The sequence below is a fragment of the Hanstruepera ponticola genome, assembly GCF_002940745.1.
Lineage (GTDB): Bacteria > Bacteroidota > Bacteroidia > Flavobacteriales > Flavobacteriaceae > Hanstruepera > Hanstruepera ponticola.
Genome location: NZ_POTB01000002.1, coordinates 139,281 through 165,190, shown reverse-complemented (window position 1 = coordinate 165,190; position 25,910 = coordinate 139,281). Strand labels below are relative to the sequence as shown.

General features: G+C 34.5%; 23 protein-coding genes. 13 read left to right on the top strand and 10 right to left on the bottom strand.

Annotated features, from left to right (window positions below):
- The first annotated feature begins 769 nt into the window (after positions 1-769).
- Positions 770-1,504, top strand: a complete 735-nt coding sequence (locus tag C1S72_RS12230) for a hypothetical protein (protein WP_104736010.1) — start codon at positions 770-772, stop codon at positions 1,502-1,504.
- 356 nt (positions 1,505-1,860) lie between these two features.
- Positions 1,861-2,502 (top strand): DUF6266 family protein, encoded by a 642-nt coding sequence (locus C1S72_RS12225; RefSeq protein WP_104736009.1) that lies wholly within the window; start codon positions 1,861-1,863, stop codon positions 2,500-2,502.
- A 197-nt stretch (positions 2,503-2,699) separates the two neighbouring features.
- Here the strand turns inward: C1S72_RS12225 and C1S72_RS12220 are convergent, their stop codons facing one another.
- The 3 genes from C1S72_RS12220 to C1S72_RS12210 form a co-directional block, all read right to left on the bottom strand.
- On the bottom strand, positions 2,700-6,125 hold the full coding sequence (locus tag C1S72_RS12220; protein ID WP_104736008.1) for a 4Fe-4S binding protein: 3,426 nt from the start codon (positions 6,123-6,125) through the stop codon (positions 2,700-2,702).
- Between the two features lie 82 nt (positions 6,126-6,207).
- Positions 6,208-6,762, bottom strand: a complete 555-nt coding sequence (locus C1S72_RS12215) for an OsmC family protein (protein WP_104736154.1) — start codon at positions 6,760-6,762, stop codon at positions 6,208-6,210.
- 186 nt (positions 6,763-6,948) lie between these two features.
- Positions 6,949-8,799, bottom strand: coding sequence for a sigma 54-interacting transcriptional regulator (locus C1S72_RS12210; RefSeq protein WP_104736007.1), 1,851 nt, complete (start codon positions 8,797-8,799; stop codon positions 6,949-6,951).
- Between the two features lie 123 nt (positions 8,800-8,922).
- Here C1S72_RS12210 and C1S72_RS12205 point away from each other — a divergent pair, with 123 nt between their 5' ends.
- The 5 genes from C1S72_RS12205 to C1S72_RS12185 all read left to right on the top strand — a co-directional run bounded on the left by C1S72_RS12205 (position 8,923) and on the right by C1S72_RS12185 (position 13,371).
- A complete protein-coding gene (locus C1S72_RS12205) occupies positions 8,923-10,953 on the top strand; it encodes an adenylate/guanylate cyclase domain-containing protein (RefSeq protein WP_104736006.1) in 2,031 nt (676 codons plus the stop codon).
- 73 nt (positions 10,954-11,026) lie between these two features.
- Positions 11,027-11,365, top strand: coding sequence for a DUF4870 domain-containing protein (locus C1S72_RS12200; protein WP_104736005.1), 339 nt, complete (start codon positions 11,027-11,029; stop codon positions 11,363-11,365).
- A gap of 146 nt (positions 11,366-11,511) precedes the next feature.
- The gene (locus C1S72_RS12195) at positions 11,512-11,982 is read left to right on the top strand and encodes a hypothetical protein (protein WP_104736004.1); all 471 of its coding nucleotides are present in this window, start codon (positions 11,512-11,514) and stop codon (positions 11,980-11,982) included.
- A 32-nt stretch (positions 11,983-12,014) separates the two neighbouring features.
- Entirely contained in the window at positions 12,015-12,458 is a 444-nt protein-coding gene (locus C1S72_RS12190; RefSeq protein WP_104736003.1) for a hypothetical protein, read from the top strand.
- Entirely contained in the window at positions 12,442-13,371 is a 930-nt protein-coding gene (locus C1S72_RS12185) for a mechanosensitive ion channel family protein (RefSeq protein ID WP_230401646.1), read from the top strand. The genes C1S72_RS12190 and C1S72_RS12185 overlap by 17 nt, the downstream gene beginning before the upstream one ends.
- 85 nt (positions 13,372-13,456) lie before the next feature.
- On the opposite strand, the gene dnaN is transcribed toward C1S72_RS12185, so the two are convergent.
- From dnaN to C1S72_RS12165, 4 genes are all read right to left on the bottom strand, one after another.
- Complete coding sequence (gene dnaN, locus C1S72_RS12180) at positions 13,457-14,575, bottom strand: DNA polymerase III subunit beta (RefSeq protein WP_104736002.1); 1,119 nt, start codon at positions 14,573-14,575, stop codon at positions 13,457-13,459.
- Between the two features lie 87 nt (positions 14,576-14,662).
- Positions 14,663-17,053, bottom strand: a complete 2,391-nt coding sequence (gldG, locus tag C1S72_RS12175; RefSeq protein ID WP_104736001.1) for a gliding motility-associated ABC transporter substrate-binding protein GldG — start codon at positions 17,051-17,053, stop codon at positions 14,663-14,665.
- 71 nt (positions 17,054-17,124) lie between these two features.
- Positions 17,125-17,421, bottom strand: a complete 297-nt coding sequence (locus tag C1S72_RS12170) for a putative quinol monooxygenase (RefSeq protein ID WP_104736000.1) — start codon at positions 17,419-17,421, stop codon at positions 17,125-17,127.
- Positions 17,422-17,426: 5 nt separating this feature from the next.
- On the bottom strand, positions 17,427-18,263 hold the full coding sequence (locus C1S72_RS12165) for an SAM hydrolase/SAM-dependent halogenase family protein (RefSeq protein ID WP_104735999.1): 837 nt from the start codon (positions 18,261-18,263) through the stop codon (positions 17,427-17,429).
- A 111-nt stretch (positions 18,264-18,374) separates the two neighbouring features.
- Here C1S72_RS12165 and C1S72_RS12160 point away from each other — a divergent pair, with 111 nt between their 5' ends.
- The gene (locus C1S72_RS12160) at positions 18,375-19,328 is read left to right on the top strand and encodes a PhoH family protein (protein ID WP_104735998.1); all 954 of its coding nucleotides are present in this window, start codon (positions 18,375-18,377) and stop codon (positions 19,326-19,328) included.
- Entirely contained in the window at positions 19,328-20,278 is a 951-nt protein-coding gene (locus C1S72_RS12155; RefSeq protein ID WP_104735997.1) for a phosphoribosylaminoimidazolesuccinocarboxamide synthase, read from the top strand. The genes C1S72_RS12160 and C1S72_RS12155 overlap by 1 nt, the downstream gene beginning before the upstream one ends.
- Here the strand turns inward: C1S72_RS12155 and C1S72_RS12150 are convergent, their stop codons facing one another.
- Together C1S72_RS12150 and C1S72_RS12145 are read right to left on the bottom strand one after the other, a co-directional pair.
- Positions 20,279-20,644 carry a TfoX/Sxy family protein gene (locus C1S72_RS12150; protein WP_104735996.1) on the bottom strand — a complete coding sequence of 122 codons (366 nt, stop codon included), beginning with the start codon at positions 20,642-20,644 and terminating at the stop codon, positions 20,279-20,281.
- 17 nt (positions 20,645-20,661) lie between these two features.
- Complete coding sequence (locus C1S72_RS12145; RefSeq protein ID WP_104735995.1) at positions 20,662-21,033, bottom strand: DUF2200 domain-containing protein; 372 nt, start codon at positions 21,031-21,033, stop codon at positions 20,662-20,664.
- 489 nt (positions 21,034-21,522) lie between these two features.
- On the opposite strand from C1S72_RS12145, the gene C1S72_RS12140 reads away from it, so the two are divergent.
- The 4 genes from C1S72_RS12140 to C1S72_RS12125 all read left to right on the top strand — a co-directional run bounded on the left by C1S72_RS12140 (position 21,523) and on the right by C1S72_RS12125 (position 24,646).
- A complete protein-coding gene (locus C1S72_RS12140) occupies positions 21,523-22,284 on the top strand; it encodes an NYN domain-containing protein (RefSeq protein WP_104735994.1) in 762 nt (253 codons plus the stop codon).
- A gap of 1 nt (position 22,285) precedes the next feature.
- On the top strand, positions 22,286-22,729 hold the full coding sequence (locus tag C1S72_RS12135) for a DinB family protein (RefSeq protein WP_104736152.1): 444 nt from the start codon (positions 22,286-22,288) through the stop codon (positions 22,727-22,729).
- A 24-nt stretch (positions 22,730-22,753) separates the two neighbouring features.
- Positions 22,754-23,935, top strand: a complete 1,182-nt coding sequence (locus C1S72_RS12130) for a C45 family autoproteolytic acyltransferase/hydolase (protein WP_104735993.1) — start codon at positions 22,754-22,756, stop codon at positions 23,933-23,935.
- A 78-nt stretch (positions 23,936-24,013) separates the two neighbouring features.
- Positions 24,014-24,646, top strand: a complete 633-nt coding sequence (locus C1S72_RS12125) for a MarC family protein (protein ID WP_104736151.1) — start codon at positions 24,014-24,016, stop codon at positions 24,644-24,646.
- On the opposite strand, the gene C1S72_RS12120 is transcribed toward C1S72_RS12125, so the two are convergent.
- Positions 24,621-25,844, bottom strand: coding sequence for a multidrug effflux MFS transporter (locus C1S72_RS12120; RefSeq protein WP_104735992.1), 1,224 nt, complete (start codon positions 25,842-25,844; stop codon positions 24,621-24,623). The two genes, C1S72_RS12125 and C1S72_RS12120, sit on opposite strands and share 26 nt — an antisense overlap.
- Positions 25,845-25,910: the final 66 nt, after the last annotated feature.

Here is a 25,910-nt window from a genome sequence, read left to right as displayed (position 1 = left end):
GTTGCATTGGTGCTTACCATACATAGCACTACTGCGGTGACACATCCTCGTTAGCACTATATATTTGCTTTACTTCACACACTACACAACTTCCTCACCCGCAGCTACTCTTGCACCCTAAAACCCAATAATGTATGCGCTTATGGCGCATATAAAAATAATTAGGGTACAACCGCTGCTTAATAATTTGGCTCGCCTGCTGTTCGCTGCGGGCATGCACGGGTGTCACAGTTTTTGATCGCAGCCATTTTGCATATACAATAACCGCTTCAAGTAAATTGAAGTATTCGAATACTTTTAAAATCTCTTTAAATGCTGTTTAAACAGTCTTTAAATCACAAAGCGGATTATTCTATATTGCAAACGCACTGCAAGAGTAACGCATTCAGTCAGCTATTTCAGCCACCATACAACCCATTTTTAAATTGGCAATTGCTCGTCTGTATAATCCAAAACCCTCAATTTCCTTAATATACTTAAATCCTTAAATATTAAATAACAATAAGCACTCTCACAATTGCTAAAATTTAAAAACGGTATCCATCCTTCAATAGCTTCATTCAATTGTTACACTTGCTTCCCAACGCTGCACCCAAGATTTATCCAACGGCATCAAAAACCTGCGCCACCCTTGCGTTTTCAACGTAGGCGTGGTAGCCCTATCGGGCTATTTTCCCACACCACCCTTGCTCAACTCGCTGGCGGCTCGCTATTATGGCTATCGCCATACGCTACGCGATTACCTGCCTAAAATGAGTAACTTTGAAATATGATTGATGATTTAAAAAAGCTATTTCTACGTTTTAATTATACCGATGAAAAAGGTTTCATCCTTAATGTTCCATCTTTAAATAATGGAGAACACTTAACATTGGGTTTTGATAATAAAAGAAAAGAGTTCAATATTCATTTTACCAATGAAAACATAAATGAACCAGGTGCAAAACGAAGGGAGTTTATATTTGCAATGTCTGCTTTTCGTTTTTTCTTGTTTTTAAAACGTTTTGAAGTATTCTACAATCAAAGTATTGTCAACCTTATCCTATCATCCAAAACTAATCTTGGAAAGTTAAAAAAGCATAAACTAATCATTAATACTTTTACTGATTCGGTTGATTCTGAAGAAAAAATTATTTATCAAAAACGTAAAGGAAAAGGCAGACCGTGGAAATTTAGAGAAAATTTCGATTGGAATTTAATAGCAGATAATTTCAAATACCTTGAAGAATCAGATTTAAATTCAGATGAAGTTTTAATCGCATATAAGTATAATAAAGGTCATTTATCACTTCAAGGCTTCATATATAAGTTTGAACATCTAAAAGGTGTTTATTTTATTCCGATTAGAAGATACAATCGCTTTGCAAAGAATATGGCAATTGCAATGTATAATTACCTAGATGCATATCCAACTGAAGAAACCTTACCTTTTAGACAACTAATGTTTGAGCGACTTAAACACCCTTATCTGAACAAACAAGAAGAAAAAAGTTTGCAAAGTTAGCTGGCTTCCTTCATCCCACGCTCATCATACTATAAAGTTCAAGCCCTACGGGTTTTGAAAAAAATCTTGCCCCTTTGGTCAGGCGCAAATTTCAAAACCCTTTCCGTCAGCAATATTTTTTCCAAAAAACTTGACAGTATGTCAACGCCATCAAAGTAACGGCTTTCTTTTTTCTCTTTTTCTTTGTAAAAAAAAATCATTTTTTTTATTTCTGATGCAAAAGGAAGCAATCTAAAGCAACATAATCCACATCAAACGAATAGCATAAAAGTTGCCATATATTTCAGTAGGAGGTACAGCTTATTACCAAGTCCGTACCAACTTCGAATAGTTATGAACTTTTAAATATTTATGTTATGGGTATTATTTCACAAGGAATCCTGGGCGGTGTTTCAGGTAAAGTAGGAAACGTAGTCGGTGCATCTTGGAAGGGTATCGATTACTTGAGAATTAAGCCTTCTCATGTGGCAAATCCACGCACAGAAGGACAGGTTAACCAAAGAAACAAGTTTACTGTTACTTTGGAGTATTTACAGCCAAACTTGGGCTTCATACAAGTAGGTTATAAGGGTTATGCAGTACAGAAGTCTGCTTTTAATGCTGCAATGTCCTATGTTTTAAATAATGCGATTAGTGGTACTGCACCAAACTTTACAGTTGATTATTCATTAGCTCTGTTAAGTAGAGGAAATCTTTCCGGTGCATTAAACCCTGCAACTGATTTAGCCACTGCTGGACAAGTTGAATTTACTTGGGATGATAACTCTGCCGAAGGTAACGCCATTGCTACTGATAAAGCAATGTTATTGGTTTACAATCCAAGTAAGAAAGAATCAATTTATATTCTTGATGGGGCAGATAGAACTGTGGGATCCCAGATAGTTACTATCCCGAGTACCTATGCAGGGGACACAGTAGGGCTTTTTATGGCATTTGTAACTGCTGATGGTTATCAAGTATCAAACAGTACTTATTTAGGGTCTGGGACAGCCAATTAATAGCTTGGTGCTTTTATTTGAAAACCGCTCAATTCGAGCGGTTTTTTTATGCTATATTCGTAAATGAATTTATTAATGATTGCTCTTGATTTGCTCTTTTTATGTGTTTTTTGTATCCTATTTGTTGCCCAAATGCTGTAACTATCGTAAAATCAAGGATAATTATATATTGTATCGGTAAGTAATCTCTCCTATTCTTAATAATCAATACTTTTTTGGGGTTTGGATAACACCAATGCAGTATATTTATGAAAACGTGTAATACTGGCTTTTTGTAATTGTTGAATAAATTGCTTATTGTCTGCTATTTTAGAAAACCTGCTCTCTAGTTTTAAATAATCTTCAATTGGTATGCTTGGATATTGAGAATCCAATTGTAAGGTATTTAATTCTTGCTCTTTTCTTCTTGGGTCGTTTCTATATAACAACCATTGTCCTGAAGCTACAGCAGCTTTATGATATTTGGTAGTGCTTTTCATGTCAATACCATGATTGCTACTATGGCAATAGGCTATTATTAAGGATGGTCCGTTAAAACTTTCGGCTTCGTTAAAGGCTTTAAGGGTTTGTTCCTGGTTGGCACCTATGGCTACCGATGCCACATATACATTGTCATAATTCATGGCATGCCAGCCTAAATCCTTTTTTTGTTTGTGTTTGCCACCAAAAGCAAATTTGGCTTGTGCTCCTAGTGGTGTGGCTTTAGAGGCTTGGCCACCTGTATTGTCATAAACTTCGTTATCTAAAATGAGTATGTTGACGTTTTCGCCAGATGCCATAACATGGTCTAATCCGCCAAAGCCAATGTCGTAAGCCCAACCGTCGCCACCTACAATCCATATGCTCTTTTTGACCAAGTTATCAGCTATGTTCAGTAGTCTTTTTGCGTCTGGTGAATTGATTTGTTGTAGCCTTTCTTTTAGAACATCAATGCGTTCACGTTGTTCGTTAATTTCCTTTTCGTTGTTTTGAGTTGCTTTTAGTATATCGTAAGCCAAATCGAAATCTAAATCTAAAACTGGTAATAAGGTTTCCAATAGATTTTTAGCTTGTTTTTCCAATTGGTTTATGGACATTCTGTAGCCTAGTCCGAATTCGGCATTATCTTCAAAGAGGGAGTTTGACCAAGCAGGTCCATGTCCTTTACTGTTTGTTGACCATGGTGTAGTGGGTAAGGCACCGCCAAATATGGAGCTAGAACCTGTGGCATTGGCAACTAGTAAGCGATCACCGAATAATTGAGACATTACTTTTAGGTAAGCCATTTCGCCACAGCCTTTGTCGCCATTGGCATATTTGAACAAAGGTTCCTGTAATTGTTGCTGACTGACTTTTTCTGTATTGATCTTTAATCTATCAAATTCTGGAACAGTTTCAAAATGTTTCCAATTGAATAATTCTCTTGTATACAAATTGGTTTCTGAAAGCGCATTTGATGGACAAGCATCCAAGCAGTTATTGCAATTATTGCATTGGGATGGATTTACTTGAATGGTATAGCTTAATAAATCAAATTCATTGGATACCGCCTGATTTAAAGTATCAAGTTTTCCTTTAAGGTATGTATCATCATATACTTTAATACGTAATGCCGATAAGGGGCAAGCCATACTACAAGCACCGCATTGGGTGCAAGCATCAGCATGCCATGAAATGGTTTTCTGGTTATCTACTGGGAAATTGAATTGTGAGGTGTTTGTTGGGTAGGTACCATTAGTAGGAAGTAGGCTTACTGGAACCTCGTTGCCTTTGTTTAGTAATAGTTGGCCTAGCAGTGTTTGGTTGAAGTTTGTGTCAAAATCCGCTGTAATATCATCAAATTTGTTATCTATTGTTTTGTCTACTTCATAGATGAAATCCTTATATTTTGAAAATTCATTTTTAAACGCATAATCATATTTTAACGCGAGAAAGCAGGAATGAATAGCAGAAACCGAATTGTTTTTTAGTACATCGGAAACTTTAATTTCTTCGGTATTAACTGTCAATAGATTGATGTTTTTTTCAATGATTTGATATTGTTTATTGGCTGATAGCATTTGCCAGAGCCCTTTTGTGGATTGCAGTGTATTGACCAAAATTGTTCCGCCTATTTTGGTTTTTGTAATGATGGAATCATTTTGGGATATTTGTTTATCAGTACAGCTTATAAAGTTGGCTTTATTTATGAGAAAAGGCAAGTTTATAGGGTTGTTGCCAATTCTTAAATTTGCTTCATTGTAAGTGTTTGATTTTTTATAGCTTGTAGTCGTGTAGCTTTGAACAAAGACGTTTTTTTGATAACCTAAAAGCTTGGTTATGATATTGAAGCTTTGGATTTTATCCTTGGTTTTTTCCTGGTAGAAGATAGCTTCGTAATAGTTGTTATTTAAATCATAGGTTTTTGGATAATCCAAGCTTAAATGCGTGACATCGTCGGTTATTCCAATGGTGAAATTATTTTTAGGTTGGTCATGTTTTAAATTTTGAAATATGGCATTGACCATAGGTGGTGTGAATTCTTTTGAGGATAGTCCATAACGACCTCCAACAATTTTAGGCATTAATGTGATTTTGTTTTCTTGATAAGCCTGATTTAAGGCTTGTACGATATCTAAATACAAGGGTTCACCAGTTGAGCCTGGTTCTTTGGTTCTATCCAAAACAGCAATGGATTTTATAGTTTTGGGTAGGGCTTTTAAGAGATGTATTGTGCTGAAAGGTCTGAACAAACGCACTTTAATCAGTCCTAATTTGTTGCCACTGTTGTTTAATTGGTTTATAGTTGCTTCGATTGTAGAACACGATGAAGCCATTGTGATGATTATATGTTCGGCTTGGGGATGACCTACATAGTCAAAAAGTTTGTAATGTCTGCCAGTTAAGTGGGCAAATGTGTCCATATGTTTTTGGACTATTTCAGGACATCGATTGTAGTATGTGTTTATTGCTTCTCGGCTTTGAAAAAACACATCGGGACCTTGAGATGTGCCTTTAATAACAGGTTTGTTGGGGTTTAAAGCCCTGTTTCTATGTTGTTCTATATGGTCATTGTCTATCATGTTCTTAATAACATCATCCGATATCAAGCTTATTGTATTCGTTTCATGGGAGGTTCTGAAACCATCAAAAAAATGCACGAAAGGAATTCTGGATTCTAATGTTGCTGTCTGTGCTATGAGGGCAAAATCATGGGCTTCTTGAACTGTTGAGCTACCTAATAGGCCATAACCAGACTGACGTACAGCCATAATATCACTATGGTCACCAAAAACAGAAAGTGCATGGGTAGCAATGCTTCTTGTGGCAACATGAATAACATTTGGAGTCAATTCACCAGCAATTTTGAACATGTTTGGAAGCATTAATAGTAAACCTTGTGACGCTGTAAATGTTGTTGCTAATGAACCTGTTTGCAGCGCACCATGCATAGTGCCGGCAACTCCGGCTTCACTCTGCATTTGGAACGCTAAAGGTGTGTTGTTAAACAGGTTTACTTTATTTTCTGCACACCATTGTTCTACTAATTCACCCATTTCCGAAGCAGGCGTAATCGGGTATATTGGAAATATATCGTTTGTTTTAAAAGCTATCTGTGCTACAGCTTGATTGGCATTTAATATAGCTTGAAGTACGGTTTTCATTTTTTCGAATTATGGAATGACTGAAGGTTAAAACAAAAAATGGCTGATCAAAGTCTCGATTCAGCCATTTTTTAGAGATTTGTTACTCCTTGACAATTTCTATCGAAACTGGAGTAGGATTGGTAATCATGTCGAACACTGGAGAAAATTTGGCTAAATTTTCCAATTGTTCAGCTGAAGCATCAGATTTTACCTTTAATTTAAAAGTAATACCGTTAAATCCTGTACGTACTTCAGGATCCAATCCTAAGAATCCGTGTAAGTCGGCATTACCCTCTAAAGAAGAGGAAGCACTCTCGATGTCAATTCCGTTTGCGGCTGCATGGTAGACCATAGCACCAGTTAAGCAAGAACCTAAAGCATGTAATAATACTTCTGGTGGTGTAGCTGCTTCGTCTTGGCCTAAAAGGACTTGTGGGTGACTGCATTCCATGGTGAAGGTTTCTTCACGTGATGAATCTTCTGCACCTGCACCGTAAAAGCTTTTGATGCTCGATACACAATGTCCGCCATCAATCCAGTTGTTTTTAGCTCTAAATTGAAATTTAGCTAATTCTGGTTGTTCTTGAATGTGACTAATTGTTTCTACTAATTGGTCAACGTTTACTCCGTTTTTAACATTTGCTGTTGTAATCATTTTTTTAAAATTTAAATTGTTAAACATTTTTGTTGCCAATATATAGGCAGTTACTGTGCCATATTTTGTAAATAATTGATAATCAAATATTTATATAAGGTTTTATTATATTGAATTATGACGACATTTCGTTTATTAACGAATTTTCGTGAACTTATTTCCGAGATTTCGTGAATTTTGAGAGGTTTAGATGGGTCTCTCGATACCTAAAGCTTTTATTCTTGAAGAAAGTGTGGTTGGTGGTAGTTTTAATAGTTTGGCGGCACCATTTTCGCCAGAGATTTTCCATTTGGTATGTTTAAGTGCACGTTCAATATTGGCTTTTTCAATTTCTATAAGTTCTGGTGCTGTATAGATTGTATTGGATGTTTGTAGCGTAGTTACTTCCTGTTCAATACCACCTTGAGGGATGATAGATTGCCAAGAAATGGTATTGTTTTGTGAAATAATAATAGCGCGTTCAATTAAATTTTGAAGTTCACGAACATTGCCTGGCCAATTGTAGTTTATTAGGGCAGTCTTATCATCTTCAGACAATAGATTGATGGGTCTATTCAACTCACGTGAAAATTCTGAAATCATGTGATTGGTAATTAAACAGATATCATTACCACGATCCCGAAGAGGTGGAACCGTAATGGGAAACACATTTAATCTATAAAATAAATCTTCCCTGAACTTTTTATCCTTAACATGTTGCATTAAATCACGATGTGTTGCAGCTATGATACGTACATCAGCTTGAATGGTTTCTGAACTACCAACGGCATCAAATTCGCCTTCTTGAATGACCCGTAATAATTTGGGTTGCAGATCTAACGGTAATTCGCCAATCTCATCCAAAAAAATGGTTCCTTTATCAGCCAACAAAAAACGGCCTTTTCTAGTTGTGGTAGCACCTGTAAACGCTCCTTTTTCGTGACCAAAGAGTTCGCTTTCAATTAAATTGGTTGGTATGGCACCACAATTAATACGTATTAATGGTTTATCTTTTCTATCACTTAATTGGTGTATGGCACGGGCAACAAGTTCTTTTCCAGTGCCTGTTTCGCCATTTATGAGGACCGTAGCATGGGTGCCAGCCACTTTGTTTATCAATTGCATCACTTTCTTCATGCTTTGGTCTTCTGCAATAATACCATGATCACTAGTGAGCTCTTTAATTTCTTCCTTGAGATACTCGGTTTGTGACGTTAAAAATTCAATTTTATCTTCAGCTTGAAGCCTATCTTGTATGTTTCTTAAGATTAATGTGTAGAACGAAGCTGTATTATCTCCCCATTTACTTATAGTTCCTTCGTTTAAGGTTTCCGTTTCATTGGATCCTATGACCTTGATGATATCCGGTAAATAATTGCTACTTAAGGGTTGATCGTTATTCAAATCGTTTTTTATAAGATTCTGAATACGATCGGCACTACTGTCATCCAAAAAGAATAGGAGATTACGTTGAATTACATCATTGTTTTCAAACAACACATTGGCTGAAGGATTCGTCAATAAAATTCTAAACTTTTCGTCAAACATGATGATGCCATCCATGGCACCATTAATCAAGCCGCTTAATTTAGAGTTGGCTATTTCAAGGGCTTTTTTTGAAGAGGCTAAATTTTCCTGAATGATATCGATGTTGCGATGCCTTTTAATGAGTACAGAGAGAATGCCTTGCGAAAAGCCGATATCATTTGAAATAAGTTTAAAAAAATGTTCTCTGTTAATTTTTAAAACAGTGGTATCTTCAAGTGTTGTAATAAACGCAGAGCGTTTGTTGTTATCAATCAAGGCATATTCTCCAAAACATTCACCTGCATGCATATGGCCAAATACATGATCTTTCTCATGAACCTTCACGCTTCCTGAAACAATTATATACATGTACTCACCTATGCTGTCTTTTTCAAAAACCAATTTGTTTTTTCTAAAAGTTTCTTCTTCAAGTACTATTGATAAATGCTTGAGCGATTCTTTGTTAACTTCAGAAAAGATAGGGATGTTTGATAAAAACTCAATTAAACTTTCTGTTGCAGGTTTAGACATTTTCTAAAAATTGTACCATAAATATATTAATATTTATTGTAGTTATTTCATCATCTCATAATTAGAAAGTTTAGTTTCAGAATATTTACTTAAATTTAATCGATTAATTAATTCTTCATATAGATGTCACAACAAAGGTTGCTTGCCGCTATCATGTTTACGGATATTGAGGGTTATACTTCCTTAATGCAGCGTGATGAGGCCGAAACAATTTTGATTAGAAATAGACATCGCGAAGCTTTTAAAAAAATTACTGCAAAGCATAATGGCCATATTGTTCAGTATTTTGGTGATGGTACATTAAGTACATTTAAAAGCACTGTTGAAGCTGTAGACTGTGCCATTGAATTGCAGATGGCGTTTTTAAAAGAACCCAAAATTCCAATTAGGATTGGTATTCATGTAGGGGACATTGTATACTCTAAAGACGATATCATAGGAGATGCGGTAAATGTGGCTTCTCGTATTGAGTCCTGTGCATTGCCTGGCAGCATATTGATTTCTGATAGGGTACACGACCAAATAAGAAGCCATAGCCATATTGAAACTAAATTTCTTGATGCTTTCGAACTGAAGAACGTTAATGATACGGTTCCCATATTTGCCATATCCAATAAAGGTTTGGTAATACCCAAAAAGGAAACAATAAAAGAAAAATTAAAAGCCTCTGTTCCTCAAAAAAAGAAACACTTGGGAGTAAAGATTCTGGCAGCATTAATGGTTATACTAGCTTTAGTTTTTACGTTTTACAAGTTGGATATTCTTAAGGGCACCATTCCTGCTAAAGATAAGTCTATTGCTGTGCTGCCATTTGATAACTTGAGTGATGACCACGACGCTGAAATTTTTAGGGATGGTATGACAGATGACATTCTTACCAATTTATCTAAAATTAAGGATTTGCATGTTATTTCCAGAAATTCTGTAATGGGTTATAAAGACACCAACAAGAGTCTGGATAAAATAGCCAAAGAATTAGGGGTTTCCTATGTTCTTGTAGGTAGCATTTTAAAATATGGTAATGATGTGAGAATTAACACGCAATTGATTGAAGTTAATACCGATAAAATTATCAGTGGTAATAAATACGATGTCGTTTTGACGGATATTTTTAAAGTTCAATCCGAAGTTTCTCAAAAAATTGTTGAAGCATTGGACATGAGTATTTCCTTTGAGGAACAAAAGGAATTATCAACGGTTCCTATACGTGATATTGAGGCCTACAAGCTCTTTTTAATGGGCAAAAAGGAGGCTGATAAGCGAAACAGTGAAAGTTTGGCAAAAAGTATTGAATTATACGAAAAAGCTATTGAGATTGACCCAAATTATGCTGAAGCCTATGCTGAAATAGCGAACTCTATTTATTTAGAAACTTATTACTCTTCCAGAGATCCACAAGAAGCCTCTAGCCTGGCAAATGAGTATTTGGACAAAGCTGAAAAAATAAATAATAAAGTGTCACGAATATATTCTGTAAAGGGATTGATTTATAATATTGAAGGTAAAAAAGAAGAAGCACAGGCTGCATTTGAGAAAGCCATTGCTTTATCGCCTAATGATTTAACAGCAAGACATCAATATTCTACATTTTTTTATTACAATCAAGAATATGAAAAACAATTGGAGCAAGCAGAAATAGCCTATAGGTTGGATCCATTGTCATTTGCGACTGCTAGCGGATATTTCACGGCTTTAATGTCGAATTATAAATACCACGAGGCCGAGCAACTTATGAAAAAGATTCAAAAGGAAGATTCGGGCAATAACGAGTTTGTCATTAACAGAAATTTTTTCAGATTGTATATGGATCAAGAGAAATATAATGAAGCCATTGTTCCATTACGTGAATTGGTCAAAAAGCAAAATGTATTTAATAGATTTTTAGGATATTGTTATACAAAAGTTGGTGATACAGTTAGTACATATAGGATTATAGATTCTATACGAAAAAATTCAACCGAAAGAGAAAAGAGCCACCAACTAGCTGTGGTGTATTCCAGTTTAAAACAAACCGATAGTGTATTGTTTTATTTAGACACGATTAGGAATAAACAAACTCGAACATTTAAAAGGGAACAAAAGGCATTTTTTGATTATTTGCAGGATGACCCGAGATTTATTAAAATTTTGAAGGATCATGGTATTCAAGATTAATTTTTTGATGTTTTGTAACGAATTGTAGATTCTAGCGTCACATAAGTACATCAATCTTTTTAAATATATTATCATGAGACAAGACAATCAACTTTTGGTTTTGACACACTTAAGTCAATTATTGACTTTTATAACTGGCTTTGGAGGTCTTATTGTACCGTTAATCATTTGGGCCACTCAAAAAAACAATGTATATGCCATGGATGAGCAAGGAAAGCGAATTATTAATTTTCAATTAAGCTTAATAGTATATGCCATTATATGTATTCCAGCTATTTTACTTTTAGGTCTTGGAATAATTGGTTTAATAATAATTGGCTTAATTTCCCTAGCATTTCCAATTATAAATGCCATTAAAGCAAGTAATGGTGAAACGCCACGATACCCATTATCTCTTAATTTTATTAGTTAGTTAGATTAAATCGAGATAATTAAAACGCTCACCGCATGGTGAGCGTTTTTTATTTGAGTTAATAAAAATTTTATCTAAGCACTCATCCTAAATCTTCAAAATTTAATTTAGAGTATTAAAATTTATAATTAAAAGATTGTAATGCTATGACTTCACTTTTAAAAACTTCTAAAACTAAACTTCGGCAGTTACAAATACAAGGTTATCAGGCAGAAATGGGTTTACTGCGATTGTCAGAAAACATTCAATATTCTATTTTACGTGAATATTTTGTAGCAAAAGCATTGGAACGATTTAAATTTAGAATAGAATTAACAAATTTCTTCTTAAAATCTGATATAGCTATAGAAATTTCAGATTCAGATTCCGTAATGTTTGAAATGCAATGGTTACAGTTCCCTATTCTTCATGAGATACAAAATAAGGAGACTCTTATGGCAGCTGTAAAAGAGAGTGATAAAAGAACGATTAGAGATTATCAAATATTAATTGATGAATTGGAATTTTATCCAGAATTAAGAAAGCTACTGCAAAAGCATGTTATTAAAATTCAGTCTAGCTATAACAGTTATAATAGCTCAATATATTTGAATAGAATTCGACAAGCAAGTGCTTAATTATCTAAAACATACCAAATTCATTAAGTATAATGGATAAAAACGATTTATATAGAAAAGAACTCTTAAATTTATTAGCATTGTGTAAACAAATTGAGGATGCTCTAGCCAAATTAAAAGATGATTTTCTTACACATAAAGAAGAAAAATTGGTTTCTGCAATTAATTCGGTAAATAGTCGAGATATTAATTTATTTAAGAAATCGGTAAGTGATAACAATTATAATTTAGGAAACACCAAAGATAGTGTTGCTGAAGAAATTTTAAAAAACATAATTGAATCATCACGTGAAAACATAGAATCTGTTGTTAAAGGTCAAGGCGTTTTGGCATCCTTAAATAGACTTTTGAATTATAAAATTGCCAATTTAGAAAATGTCAAACAAATGAAAATAGCACCAAGCATACCATATATTGAACAAGCTTTATCTTCTAATAAAACACTAAAAAAACAAATTTTTGATAGTATCACTTAATAATGTCCAACAGAGCGATGAAAGTATTATCACGCTTAAAGAATCACTCGTAACTTATTGGAACGAGTTTATACAGAGTGTTCCTAATATTATCCTTGCCATTGTAATTGTGGTAATCGGTTTTCTGTTATCGCAGTTTATATCAAGATTGTTTAAAAAAGCTATTTCCATAAGAGCTAGTGATCCATTAATGATTAATTTTTTAACCAAAGCAGTGAAGTTTTGTGTGGTGCTTTTGGTTATAATGTTTGCCTTAAAAATTGCTGGTCTTGGTGGTGTAGCAGCAGGTGTATTAACAGCTGCTGGAGCATCTGCTGTGGTTATTGGTTTTGCCTTTAGGGATATTGGTGAGAATTTTATTTCAGGCATTATTCTTTCATTTAATAGGCCTTTTGATGTTAATGATACGGTTAAGGTAGATGATATTTTCGGAAAGGTGAAAGCTCTAGAATTTCGGTATACGAAATTAAAAACTTTTGACGGTCGCGATGTTTACATTCCAAATAGTGATATTATTAAAAAAGCCGTTTATAATTATACCGAAGATGGCTTCTTTAGATTGGATTTTATAGTGGGAATTGATTATGAAGACGATATTGAATTAGCCAAAACCGTCATTGTTGAAACAGTAAGAAACTCCGAAGGTGTCATTGAAGATGAAGAGCACGAATGTTTCGTTGCAGTCGATTCGCTAGGAGTAAGTACTGTTAATTTAAAGGTGTTATTTTGGACACTTACTAAAGAATACCGAAAACGAGCTTTGGATGTGCGAAGTGATGTCATAAGAAACGTCAAAAACGTAATAATTGAAAATGGCTTAAATATGCCTGCCGATATTACGGAAATAAAACTTTATGGCTCGCAAACAAGCATACCAGTAACGGTAAATCATGAACCTAAAAATGAAAGTTGATTTTTGATATTTCAGTAAATTAAAACGCCCACAATTGTGGGCGTTTACTTATTTTGATATAATATCTCTTTAAGTGATATTATAATTAATTATTCAGCATTACTGGCATAACGAGCATAGTTACTTGCTCACCTTCGTCTAGGCCATCAACAGGTGTTAAAATACCTGCACGGTTTGGCAAGCTCATTTCAAGCTGTACATCATCTGATGTTAAGTTATTCAACATTTCAGTTAAAAAACGCGAATTAAAACCTATTTGCATATCATCACCTTGATAATCACAAGTTAATCGTTCTTCAGCTTTATTACTGTAATCAATATCTTCAGCAGAGATGTTTAATTCAGCTCCTGCAATTTTTAAACGAATTTGATGAGTGGTCTTATTAGAGAATATACTCACACGTCTTACAGAATTCAAAAATTGTGTACGATCTATTGTTAGCTTATTAGGGTTTTCTTTTGGAATAACTGCTTCATAATTAGGGTATTTTCCATCAATCAAACGGCAAATTAATTCAACGTTTTCAAAAGAAAATTTAGCATTAGAATCATTGTATTCAATGGTTACATTTTCATCACTTGCTGATAAAATCCCTTTTAAAAGATTCAAAGGTTTTTTAGGCATAATGAATTCTGTTACTTCACTGGCACTAACATCTTCACGCGAATATTTAACTAATTTGTGAGCATCAGTAGCCACAAAGGTTAATCCTTCAGTCGAAAACTGGAAGAATACGCCACTCATTACAGGACGTAAATCATCATTTCCTGCAGCAAAAATAGTTTTGTTTATTGCTGTTGCTAAAATATCACCATTTAAAGTTGTAGAGCTAGCGTTTTCTAAACTAACAGCTTTTGGAAACTCATTACCATCAGCATAAGCCAAAGCATACTTACCATGGTTAGAACTTATTTCAATAGTATTATTGTCTTCAACCACAAAAGTTAGGGGTTGTTCTGGAAAAGTTTTTAAAGTATCCAACAATAATCGAGCAGGAACAGCAATGCTACCTGAATTATCACTTTCTACTTCTAGTTTAGCTGACATAGTGGTTTCTAAATCACTTGCCGATATGATGAGTTCAGTATTATTTAATTCAAAAAGAAAATTATCTAAAATTGGTAGGGTGTTTGAGTTATTTATAACACCACCAAGAACTTGCAATTGTTTTAGTAAATAGGTACTTGATACTATAAATTTCATCTAAATAATATACGTTTAACGTTCAATAGTTTAATAACTACAAATATATCCTAAAGCTATTAATATAGGAAACAAACTTATTAACATTTAGTGCGCATATTTTTTCTTTCTGAAATAATTGAATAACCATCCGAATATAGCCAAAAACACTAATGGTAATGCTATGTTTAGGGCTTGCCATTTACTTTTTTCAGCTGCTATTTTCTGATTGTCCAAAAAAGCTACTGCGACTTCTTTGGAACGAATGTTTATAAGTCCATCATCATCCAATAAATAATTTACCGCATTCAACAAAAGTTCTTTGTTACCATAAGTTTGCCCATTCCATCTATCAAACCCTAGTTCTTGTGGGCCATTTCTGCCAATTTCATTCTTAATAACATCACCATCTGCCATGACTATCATTTTTGTAAGCATACTGCTTGATTTGTCATTTGATATCTCAAAAGGTTTCACTCGGTTGTTATAAACCGAAGTAAATTCGCCCTCCAATAAAACAGCTAAATTCTGGTTTCCTTTTGAATAGAGTTCAGGGTTTGGTTCTTGAGTAGTCATTTCCAGACTAATTTCTCGAGGGGTACCATCTATTTTAGAAAGGATTGAACTTTGTAATAAGATGGTTTTATCGACAGATGTTGGATTTTTTAAGGTGTCTATTTGATTAGCAAAATCAAACTTAATTAAGTTGAGATTGTTAATTATTGGATGTTTCAGTGTGGGATTTACCAAAGGTGAATAAAACCATGGAAATTGCTGAAACTGTGATTGATTACCCTCACCAGTGGCTAAAGTTATTTGGGCTGAATATAAATCGTTTATTAAAACAGGGTTAATACGAATCCCATACTTGAAAAAGAAATCGGTTAAATTCAAATCTCGAGTAGTGGCTATGGCTTTCCCAGAAGCATTATAAAGACTGTCCTGTTCCATGGCAACGGCATCAATAAGCCATAGACTTTTTCCACCATTCATTGTGTATTGATCTAATGTGTACTTTTCTTTTTCACTAAATGCTTCTGTAGGTTTTGCCGAAATAATTAAATCATAAGCCTTGAGCTCATTTAAGGTTTTTTGAGGGCTTTTAGCAACGCTATCAAGGGTAAATGGCGCAATAAAATAATAGTCTTTTAAGGTTTTTACAAAATCAAATAGATAAGGGTCCTGAAGTTGATTATTGCCTTTTAAAATAGCAATTTTACGTCGTTTAGGGTTTACGAGCTTGCTAAACCCATCTGCAAAAGCATACTCCAAATGCTGAATGGAGCTGATAGCTATTTCTTGAATTGTTGCTCCAATTTTATTTTTTACTAGAGGTATTTTAACGGTTGTATTATTATAACTTGCCAATGCCCAAGGAAAAACAACCTCTTGGCTACTTTTTCCAGCTTCTTGAACGGTCACCTGCATAGGTGTTAACCCTCGGTTGGTTAACTGCTGAATATTACGCTCTCTGGAATTATCGTCTTCTAATGGATTAATGAAATTGTAAATGATTTGGTTGTTTTCTGAAACAAACTCATCCAATAGTTGTTTAGTTTCCATTTGGAGTCTTCTAAACTCCGAAGGTAAATTGGTTCCGTCTAAAAATACATCAATAACAATTGGTGATTCAACCGTTGTAATAGTTTGTTTAGCAGCATCACTTAAGGTATAGCGTTTATCTGAAGTTAAATCAAATCGTTTGTAAATAGATTGTGTGAAAATGTTTAGAACCAATAACCCCAAAAACAAGATAACGATGCTTGTAAGTCTTTTTTTATCAAATTTTTTGGTAGAAATGTTGAGGTTTGTCAACAATATAAAAAACAAGGTGATACTCACAAAATATAAAATATCTCGAGTATCAATGACACCACGACTCATGCTTTTATAATGGGCACTCATACCTAGTTGTTCTACAAAATTACTCGATAGAATATCAGCTACACCCTCAAAACCAATGTAGAATAAGAAGCACAGAAAAACAGCTGTAATAAAGGCGACAATCTGATTGTCTGTAATACTGGATGAAAACACACCAATAGCAGTATATGCGGCGATTAAAAAAAGCAATCCGAAGTAAGAGCCCAATGTACTACCAAAATCAATATTTCCAACAGGGTTTCCTAATTTATAAACAGTATAAACATAAAGAAGCGTCGGTAATATGGCGATAATGATTAGCAAAATGGCTCCAAAATATTTACCAAAAACTATTTTTAGCTCGCTGATAGGTTTGGTTAAAAGCAATTCTAAAGTGCCTTGTTTCTTTTCATCAGCAAAACTTCGCATGGTAACAGCAGGAATAAGAAAAATAAGAATCCATGGAGCTAATAGAAAAAAGCTAGACATATCAGCAAAACCGGTATAAAGAATATTAAATTCTCCAGAAAAAAGCCAAAGAAAAAGCCCATTTAAAGTTAGAAATATGGCAATAACCAAATAGCCTATTGGTGAGGCAAAAAAACTATTGATTTCTTTTCTTAAAATGGCAAGCATATATAATTCTAATTTAAAATGCTATGAGATTTCTAAACAAGTTCGAAATGACATAGACTATTATTATGTTATCATGTAAGTGAAACTAATTTATCAACACTCCATGCTTCGGGTTTGGCATTAAACAGTGGTTTCGTTTTAGACCAAACATTTTTAAATAATTCGGAATGTCTGTAACTTTCCAAATCGGCTTCAGAATTCCAATAACTATACGTGAAAAACACGTTTGTATTGTTTTTGTCTCTATATAATTCCAGAAATTGGCAACCTTCAAACTGACGTATTTTAGTTTTGTTCATTTCAAAGTTTTTCAAAAACTCATCAATATGTTTTGGCTCAAAACTCATTTTAACAATGCGTACAAACATGTGTGTCAAATTTTTTCAAAGTTAACAGTTACCGTATCCATCAAATTCAATCCCATTAACGTTGAGGCACTTCCTACGGTAGCCATGTTACTTTTGTAAACTGCAATTTCAAGATAATTGGAGGCATTAAAAACCACAAGTCCTCGACCTTCATCGTTTCTTTTTTCGTGAGGTATAGTAAAATCTACTATATCACTATATTTTTCATGAATCCTTTTAAACTTATTATTCCTTGCTGAAATAATAAATGAGCGTCCTTTTTGAATAGTCTCAAAAAATGGCTTTTTAATATTCGTAATAACGTTTCCGTAATTATCAATGTAAATAATACTTCCTATTATCTGGGTCTGATCGTCATTAACAAAAGGAATGATGTTTTTTATTGGCTTAATATGGTCAATAACTTTTCCAATGACTTCCAATGTCCCACCACGAGCAATGTGGCAAGCCACTTTCACAAAAACATCCAGTACCGGAAAACTGGTTTGAATTTTATCATGAATGTTTATTTGAACAATTTTTTCAGGAGCTATTTCAGCACAAATCATACTCATAATACCATTGTTGGCACAAATAAAATAGTGGCCATCCAGTAAAACAGCAATATGTTTGTTTTCAACATTAATTTCAGAATCAATACCAATAATATGAATCGTTCCTTTAGGAAAACTGACATAAGCATTTTGAATGATGTAAGCTGCCTCTGGAATACTGAAAGGAGAAACAGAATGAGAGATATCAACAATTTTTACATCAGGTAATTCATTATAAATAGCTCCTTTTGTCGCACCAGCAAAGTGATCTTTCTCTCCAAAGTCAGTCGTCAAAGTGATTATTGCCATATAGGAATTGTTGATATTTTTTTAACCTAACACATATTAAAAATGTGTAGTTTTGTTTAAACACAAATCTAATAAAACTTAATAGATATTTTTAATTAAATCAACTAGCTTTTGAACGAAATCATAATCGAACTTGAAGAGGTATCACCAAAAGATTTTTTTGGTGCTCAAAACGCCCACATTACACTCCTTAAAAAATATTTTCCAAAACTAAAAATTGTAGCCAGAGGCAATAAAATAAAGGCCTACGGAGATGAAGACCTGCTAGAGGAATTTGATCGCAGATTTAATATGCTTATGGAGCATTTTATGAAGTACAACAAACTAGATGAAAATACAATTGAACGTGTTTTAACCAGTCAAAGTAAAGATGATTATACAACTAGTGAGGCTAGTGGTGAGGTTATAGTCCATGGTGTTAGCGGAAGATTGATAAAAGCGCAAACTGCCAACCAACGCAAATTGGTTGAGAGCATGCGTAAAAACGACATGGTTTTTGCTATAGGACCTGCTGGAACGGGAAAAACCTACACAGGTGTGGCATTGGCTGTTCAGGCTTTGAAAAACAAGGAAGTTAAGCGTATTATCTTAACACGTCCGGCCGTTGAAGCAGGTGAAAATTTAGGATTTTTACCAGGTGATTTAAAAGAGAAGTTAGACCCTTACATGCAACCATTGTATGATGCTTTACGCGATATGATTGCCCCTGAAAAGTTGGCTCATTACATAGAAAATGGAACTATTCAAATTGCACCATTGGCATTTATGCGTGGCCGTACTTTAGACAACGCATTCGTGATTTTAGATGAAGGTCAAAATACGACTCATGCGCAAATGAAGATGTTTTTAACACGTATGGGTAAAAACGCCAAGTTTTTATTAACGGGCGATCCAGGGCAGATTGATTTACCAAGACGTACCATTTCTGGACTAAAAGAAGCTTTATTGATATTAAAGAATGTAGAAGGCGTAGGAATGATATTTTTGGATGATAAAGATGTTATTCGTCATAAATTAGTTAAGAAAGTTATTGAAGCCTACAAAAGCATTGAGAATAGAGAGTAATGAATAATACCATAACAGATACCAATTTCAATTTTCCAGGTCAAAAAAGTGTTTACAAAGGAAAAGTCAGAGAAGTTTACAACATAAATGATGAGGAACTAGTCATGATTGCTACCGATAGGTTAAGTGCTTTTGATGTGGTGATGCCTAAAGGTATTCCATTCAAAGGACAAATACTAAATCAAATTGCAACAAAAATGATGAAGGCTACCGAAGATTTGGTGCCAAATTGGCTAACAGCAACACCAGACCCGAATGTAGCTGTAGGTCATTTATGCGAACCTTTTAAGGTGGAAATGGTCATTCGTGGGTATATGTCTGGTCATGCTGCTCGTGAATATAAAGCTGGAAAGCGTACTTTGTGTGGTGTTGAAATGCCTGAAGGTATGAAGGAGAACGATAAGTTTCCAGAGCCTATCATTACACCTGCTACCAAGGCAGAAATGGGTGACCATGATGAGGATATTTCAAGAGAAGACATTTTAAAAAGAGGAATTGTATCTGAAGCAGATTATCTGGTGCTTGAAGATTATACGCGAAAACTCTTTCAACGAGGAACAGAAATAGCGGCTTCACGCGGTTTAATTTTAGTTGATACCAAATACGAATTCGGAAAAACCAAAGACGGTAAAATTGTATTAATTGATGAAATTCACACACCAGACTCATCGCGTTATTTTTATGCTGATGGCTATCAGGACCGTCAAGATAGTGGAGAGACTCAAAAACAATTGTCTAAAGAGTTTGTACGCCAATGGTTAATATCCAATGGTTTTCAAGGGTTGGAAGGACAACAGGTTCCTGAAATGTCTGATGAATATATTAATTCCGTTAGTGAACGTTATATTGAATTATACGAAAATATTACGGGAGAAACTTTTATTAAGGCAGATGTGTCCAATATTCAAAAACGGATTGAGCACAACGTTCAGTTGTATTTAAAAGCCTAATTACTTCTTTTTAGACTTACTAGCTTTAGCTAGCGGATTAAAAGCCAAACACAAATCTAAATAATACGATAAATCTGTTTCGGTATCAAAGCCTTCAGGCGTCACAAAAACATAACCACGCATAGGCCTTCCTGTAAAGTCCATAGGTAGGCAATGCTTTTTTTCCAATTCTTTGGTGTAGGCATCTTCACCAATTCTAGCCATAAGTAAATTGTCACCATACTTTTTGTCTAAATGAATACCACAAAGCATTTTGTTATCTACCTTAAAGCATAGTCCACCCATCATTTTAAGTTCAGAAAAATGTTGATGCTTTTCTTTAAGTTGGTTTCTAATTCTATCAGCTAGATAGTCGTCATAAGCCATGATGTGAATCTTGTTGGTTAAGCCGTGCGTTTAATTTTTTCCATTTTCCGGCCCTTTGCCAATTCATCAATCAGCTTTTCCATTTGCCTACATTGTTTGTACAATTCAAATTCATCTTCTATTTCCTCAATGCGATAACCACAAACAACGCCTTTAATCATGTGGGCATTAGGATGCATGTTTGCTTCTTCAAAAAATGTTCTATAAGTAGCTTTCTCATCAATTAGAGCTTGTATTTTGCTGTCATCAAAACCAGTTAACCATTCGATGACTTCGTTGAGTTCTGCTTTCGTTCTGCCATTTTTTTCCAATCTATTCAAGTAAAGTGGATAAATAGATCCAAAAATCATATTAGCAACTTGTTCATTTTTTTTAGCTGTTACTTTCATTTTTTATTGTAATTAATTGATGCTAAAGTTTTTGAGTTTTGTAGCAACTAATTTAGTAAATAAAAGCTGAATAAAAAACCTGAGAGACATTGAGTAAGGTATAAGTCAAAACAATTCAAGCTAGGGAATCTGTCATGTTGAACTATCCACATTTTTACAGTAAAGGACGCCAAAAGCTACTTGAAATCTTTTTTGGGTTAACTATAGGTCAATCTTTCTTAGTTCAGATGTTATCGAAAAAATACCAATAAAAAAAGGTAAGCACGTGTGCTTACCTTTTGCCCCAAATCTACCATAAACTTAACCTACTTATGTTATGGTACTGCCAATATAGAACACCACAAAGTTATTATCCATAAAAAGTTGTTAAAAAGCAATAATACTCTTTAAAGAGTAAAAGCTGTTCATGCAAAACATTCTGTGCAAAGTATTAATGGTTTAATCACAGTTCACTAACTTTACCAAAACCAACAAAATTAAAATACCCTTATGGATATTAAATTGGCCGTACTTATTGACGGCGACAACATCCCATCGGCTTACGTTAAAGAAATGATGGAAGAAATTGCCAAATATGGCAACCCAACAATCAAACGTATTTATGGCGACTGGACCAAACCACATCTTTCCAAATGGAAAAACATGCTATTAGAAAATGCCATAACACCTATTCAGCAATATGGCTATACCCAAGGTAAAAATGCCACTGACTCTGCTATGATTATTGATGCTATGGATATTCTCTATAGTGAGAAAGTTAACGGCTTTTGTCTTGTTTCGTCCGATTCTGATTTCACACGTCTGGCAACCCGATTGCGTGAAGCTGGTATGCAAGTGTATGGCATAGGTGAGAAAAAAACACCCGAACCATTTATTGTAGCCTGTGATAAGTTTATTTATATTGAAATATTAAAACAACAAGCTACTGATAGTGATTCTGGAACCAAAGATGCAACTACGGCTTCTAAACCTAATTATGATAAAGTAACACCAAAAGTTATTCAGCTTATTTCACATACCATTCAAGATTTAGCTGATGATGATGGCTGGGCCTTTCTGGGTGATGTAGGTAGCTTGCTTCAAAAAAAGCAACCCAATTTTGATTCGCGTAATTATGGCTTTCAAAAACTCACACCACTTATTGAATCTATAAAGGATTTTGAGATAGACAAACGCGAGAGTGGTAATGGCCGTTTTAAATTGGTATATGTTCGCAAAAAACAACGTAAAACCCGTAGAAACAGAAAGTAATATGTTAAGCCATACACTCATTAAGCTTTTTCAAAGAGATCTTACCAAGTTACAAGAGGAAATAGCAATGTATGAAGATGACAGTCAGCTCTGGACTATTAGAAGTGGCATTTCAAATTCCGCAGGAAATTTAGCCTTACATCTAGTAGGCAATCTGAATCATTTTATTGGTGCTGAATTAGGCGCTACTGGTTATGTACGACAGCGAGATTTGGAGTTTTCAAGTAAAAACATTCCGCGAGATACGCTTGTCAATCAAATAGAAAATACTAAAACCATGATTGAAAGTACGCTCCAAAACCTTTCTGAAGAAGATTTACAAAAAGAATACAAGCGTCGCCCTTTTGAGGATTATATGACAACCGAGTTTTTTTTAATACATTTAAGTATGCATTTAGCGTATCATTTAGGGCAAATAAATTACCATCGTCGTTTAATAAACTAGTAATCTAACATAAAACGAAAAACCATGTTTAAAAGAATCGTAATCTCACTAATTGCCATATGTACATTGAATATGGTGGCTCAAGAACAACCTACTAGTCGCGTTTTAAAAGAAATGACCCTCACAGGAACAGGCTACGAATTAGGCTTACAACATGGTAAAATGCTTAAGACTGAAATTGGTGAGATTGTTACCAAATGGAAAGCCAATACCACAAAATATTTTAAAAAGGATGCTGAATTAACATTGGACGACTTTTATAAGCAAGCCAATTATGAAGCTGCCATAAAAAAATGGACTCCCGATTTATACGAAGAGGTGAGAGGTATTGCAGAAGGTTCTGGTCAAGCCTTTAGAGATATTTTAGTTCTAAATCTTCTAGATGAATTTTGGGTATATATTGACGAGTTATACAATCACCATTGTAGTGATGTTGGAGTTCCATCTATTAATGGTAGTACTAGCTATATTGCCCAAAATATGGATATTGAAAACTATACCGATGGTTATCAAACCCTAATACGGTTGGAACGAACCGCAAGCAGACCCGAACAATTAATATTAACGCATCCAGGTTTAATTGCTCTTAATGGCATGAACGAAACTGGGGTAGGTGTAGTCGTTAATACTATCATGCAACTGAATGCGTCGTCTTCCGGTTTACCAGTGGCTTTTGTGGTCAGACGCATTATCAATTCAACGGAAAAAGATGATTTAATCAACTTTATACAAACGGTTAATCATGCTTCCGGACAAAACTATATTATAGGAATTCGAGGCGATGTGTATGATTTTGAAGCATCGGCAAATCAAGTCGTTCGTTTCAACCCCAAAAACACCAATGGTACAGTTTATCACACCAATCATCCCATTGTAAATACCGATGTAAAAGAATGGTACACTGACTATAAGCCAACCGAAGAAAATAAAAGCAAACTACTACAGAATTCCAATAGCTATTTGCGATTGACAGCTCTAGAAAAACGCATGGTAGGAAATCCGCTTATTGATGACAACATTATTATGGAAGCCTTACGTTCTAAAGACAACCCAGATAACCCGGTTTGTAATACTAATAATCAGGATGGAAGTGGCTTTACCTTTGCATCGGTAATTATGACCTTAACGGGCGATCTCAATTTTCAAATTACGGCAGGACCGCCAGATGAATCCGAATACAAATCGGTAACATTCAGTAGTAAATAATTGACCATTTGCTCACCATAGATTAAATATTTGGTAACGTTTGTTTTAGCAAAAAGAACGGAATTTGCATCAAAAACTATGGACTTATTTTTAATTAGTTTTGGTGCTTTATTTTCCATCATGAACCCTTTGGGAACTGTTCTGGTATTTGTAGGATTAACTCAAGAAAACACAAAGAAAGAACGAGCAGTCACCGCGTTTTGGACAGCAATTGATGTGTTTGTAATCTTACTCTTATCCTTTTTCGCTGGTAAGTACATTTTATCCTTTTTTGGAATAAGCTTGAATGCTCTTAAAATTGCCGGAGGTTTAATTATAGCCTCATCAGGTTTTGCGCTTTTAACAGGCAAGTTTAAAGAGCACAAAGGAATGAAACGTGAAAAAGTACAAAAAGATATTCAAACACGTGATGCTATTTCTCTAACACCTTTGGCAATACCCATGTTAGCTGGACCTGGAACTATTTCATTATTAATCACCTATAATCAAGAGTATCAAACAGCTTTTCAAATAGGCACCATTTTAGGCGCCATGGTTTTAGTAACAGTAACCATTTATCTGATTCTAAAATCGGCACATGTTATTGTTAAGTTTTTAGGAGCTTCTGGCATCAACGCGTTATCACGTATTATTGGGTTTATAGTAATAGCCATTGGTGTCGAATACATTATTGGCTCTGTAATCGCTATTTTGTCGCAGGCGATTTTATAGAACTGTTTTTTACTGTAAAGAATAGGAGAACAGATAAACACCCACATACTGAAAAACCAATAAACAACGGTAGTACACTATCTGTTACGAAGCTACCTATAAAATTTGCAATAGGAACAGCCATGATAGTTGAAATAAAACCGTTTAAGGCAGCACCTATACCTGCAATATGGCCTAGTGGTTCCATAGCTAAAGAACGCAGATTACCAAATAGAAAACCTATAGCAGTAAATTGAAGTCCAAAAAACATGACCAATACCGATAAATCAGGGTTTATACCTGATGAAAATAGAATGACATATAAAATAGAAATTACGCAATAGGCGATAGCTGCAATGATGGCAATACGTTTCATACCAAATCGTAATACCAATGTGCTGTTTATAAATGTTGAAAAGCCAATAGCAATTGCTAGACTAGCAAAAATATAGGGAAACAAATCTGCCAGATCATATTGATGTTCAAATATTTGTTGGGAGGTACTTAAATACACCATAAACGAACCTGTAATTAATCCCGATATAAACGTGTAGGCTACTGCGTCTTTTTGTTTAAAAAAGGTAATGGTTCCAGCTATAAGTTGTTTGTTTGATATGTTGTTTCGTGATTGTACTGGAAGCGTTTCAGGTTGTCGCTTCCAAAACCAAAGCATCACTAAAACACCAAATATCAAATTAAAATAAAAAATAGATTGCCAGTCGTAGAAAGTAATTAAAAACTGTCCGAAGGTTGGAGCAACAACAGGTACTAGAATAAAAATCATCACGACAAAGGACATCACCTTTGCCATGTAATCACCACTGTAAGTATCTCGAACCATAGCAATACTTATAGTACGAGGAGCAGACAACCCGACACCTTGAAGGATGCGTCCTAAAATCATTATTTCAAAACTTTTAGTTGTCACACAGATAATACTAGCAACCACAAACAGCATAAAACCAGTATAAATTATGGGTTTACGCCCAAAACTATCAGACAAAGGACCAAAAATAAGCTGACCAAAACCTAATCCCAAAAATATCATGGTGACCAATAGCTGATTTTTGGAGACATCTACAACGCCTAAAGCGTTTCCAATATCGGGTAAAGCAGGTAATAAGGCATCTATGGATAAAGCAACTATGGCCATCAATGAAGCCATTAAGGCAATAAACTCAATATTAACGGAACCGTTGGGAGATGATGTTTTTAGCATGGCACAAAGGTACTCCCTTCAATTGTAATCTCACCAAGTAAAATATTAAAGGATTCTTAAAAATAA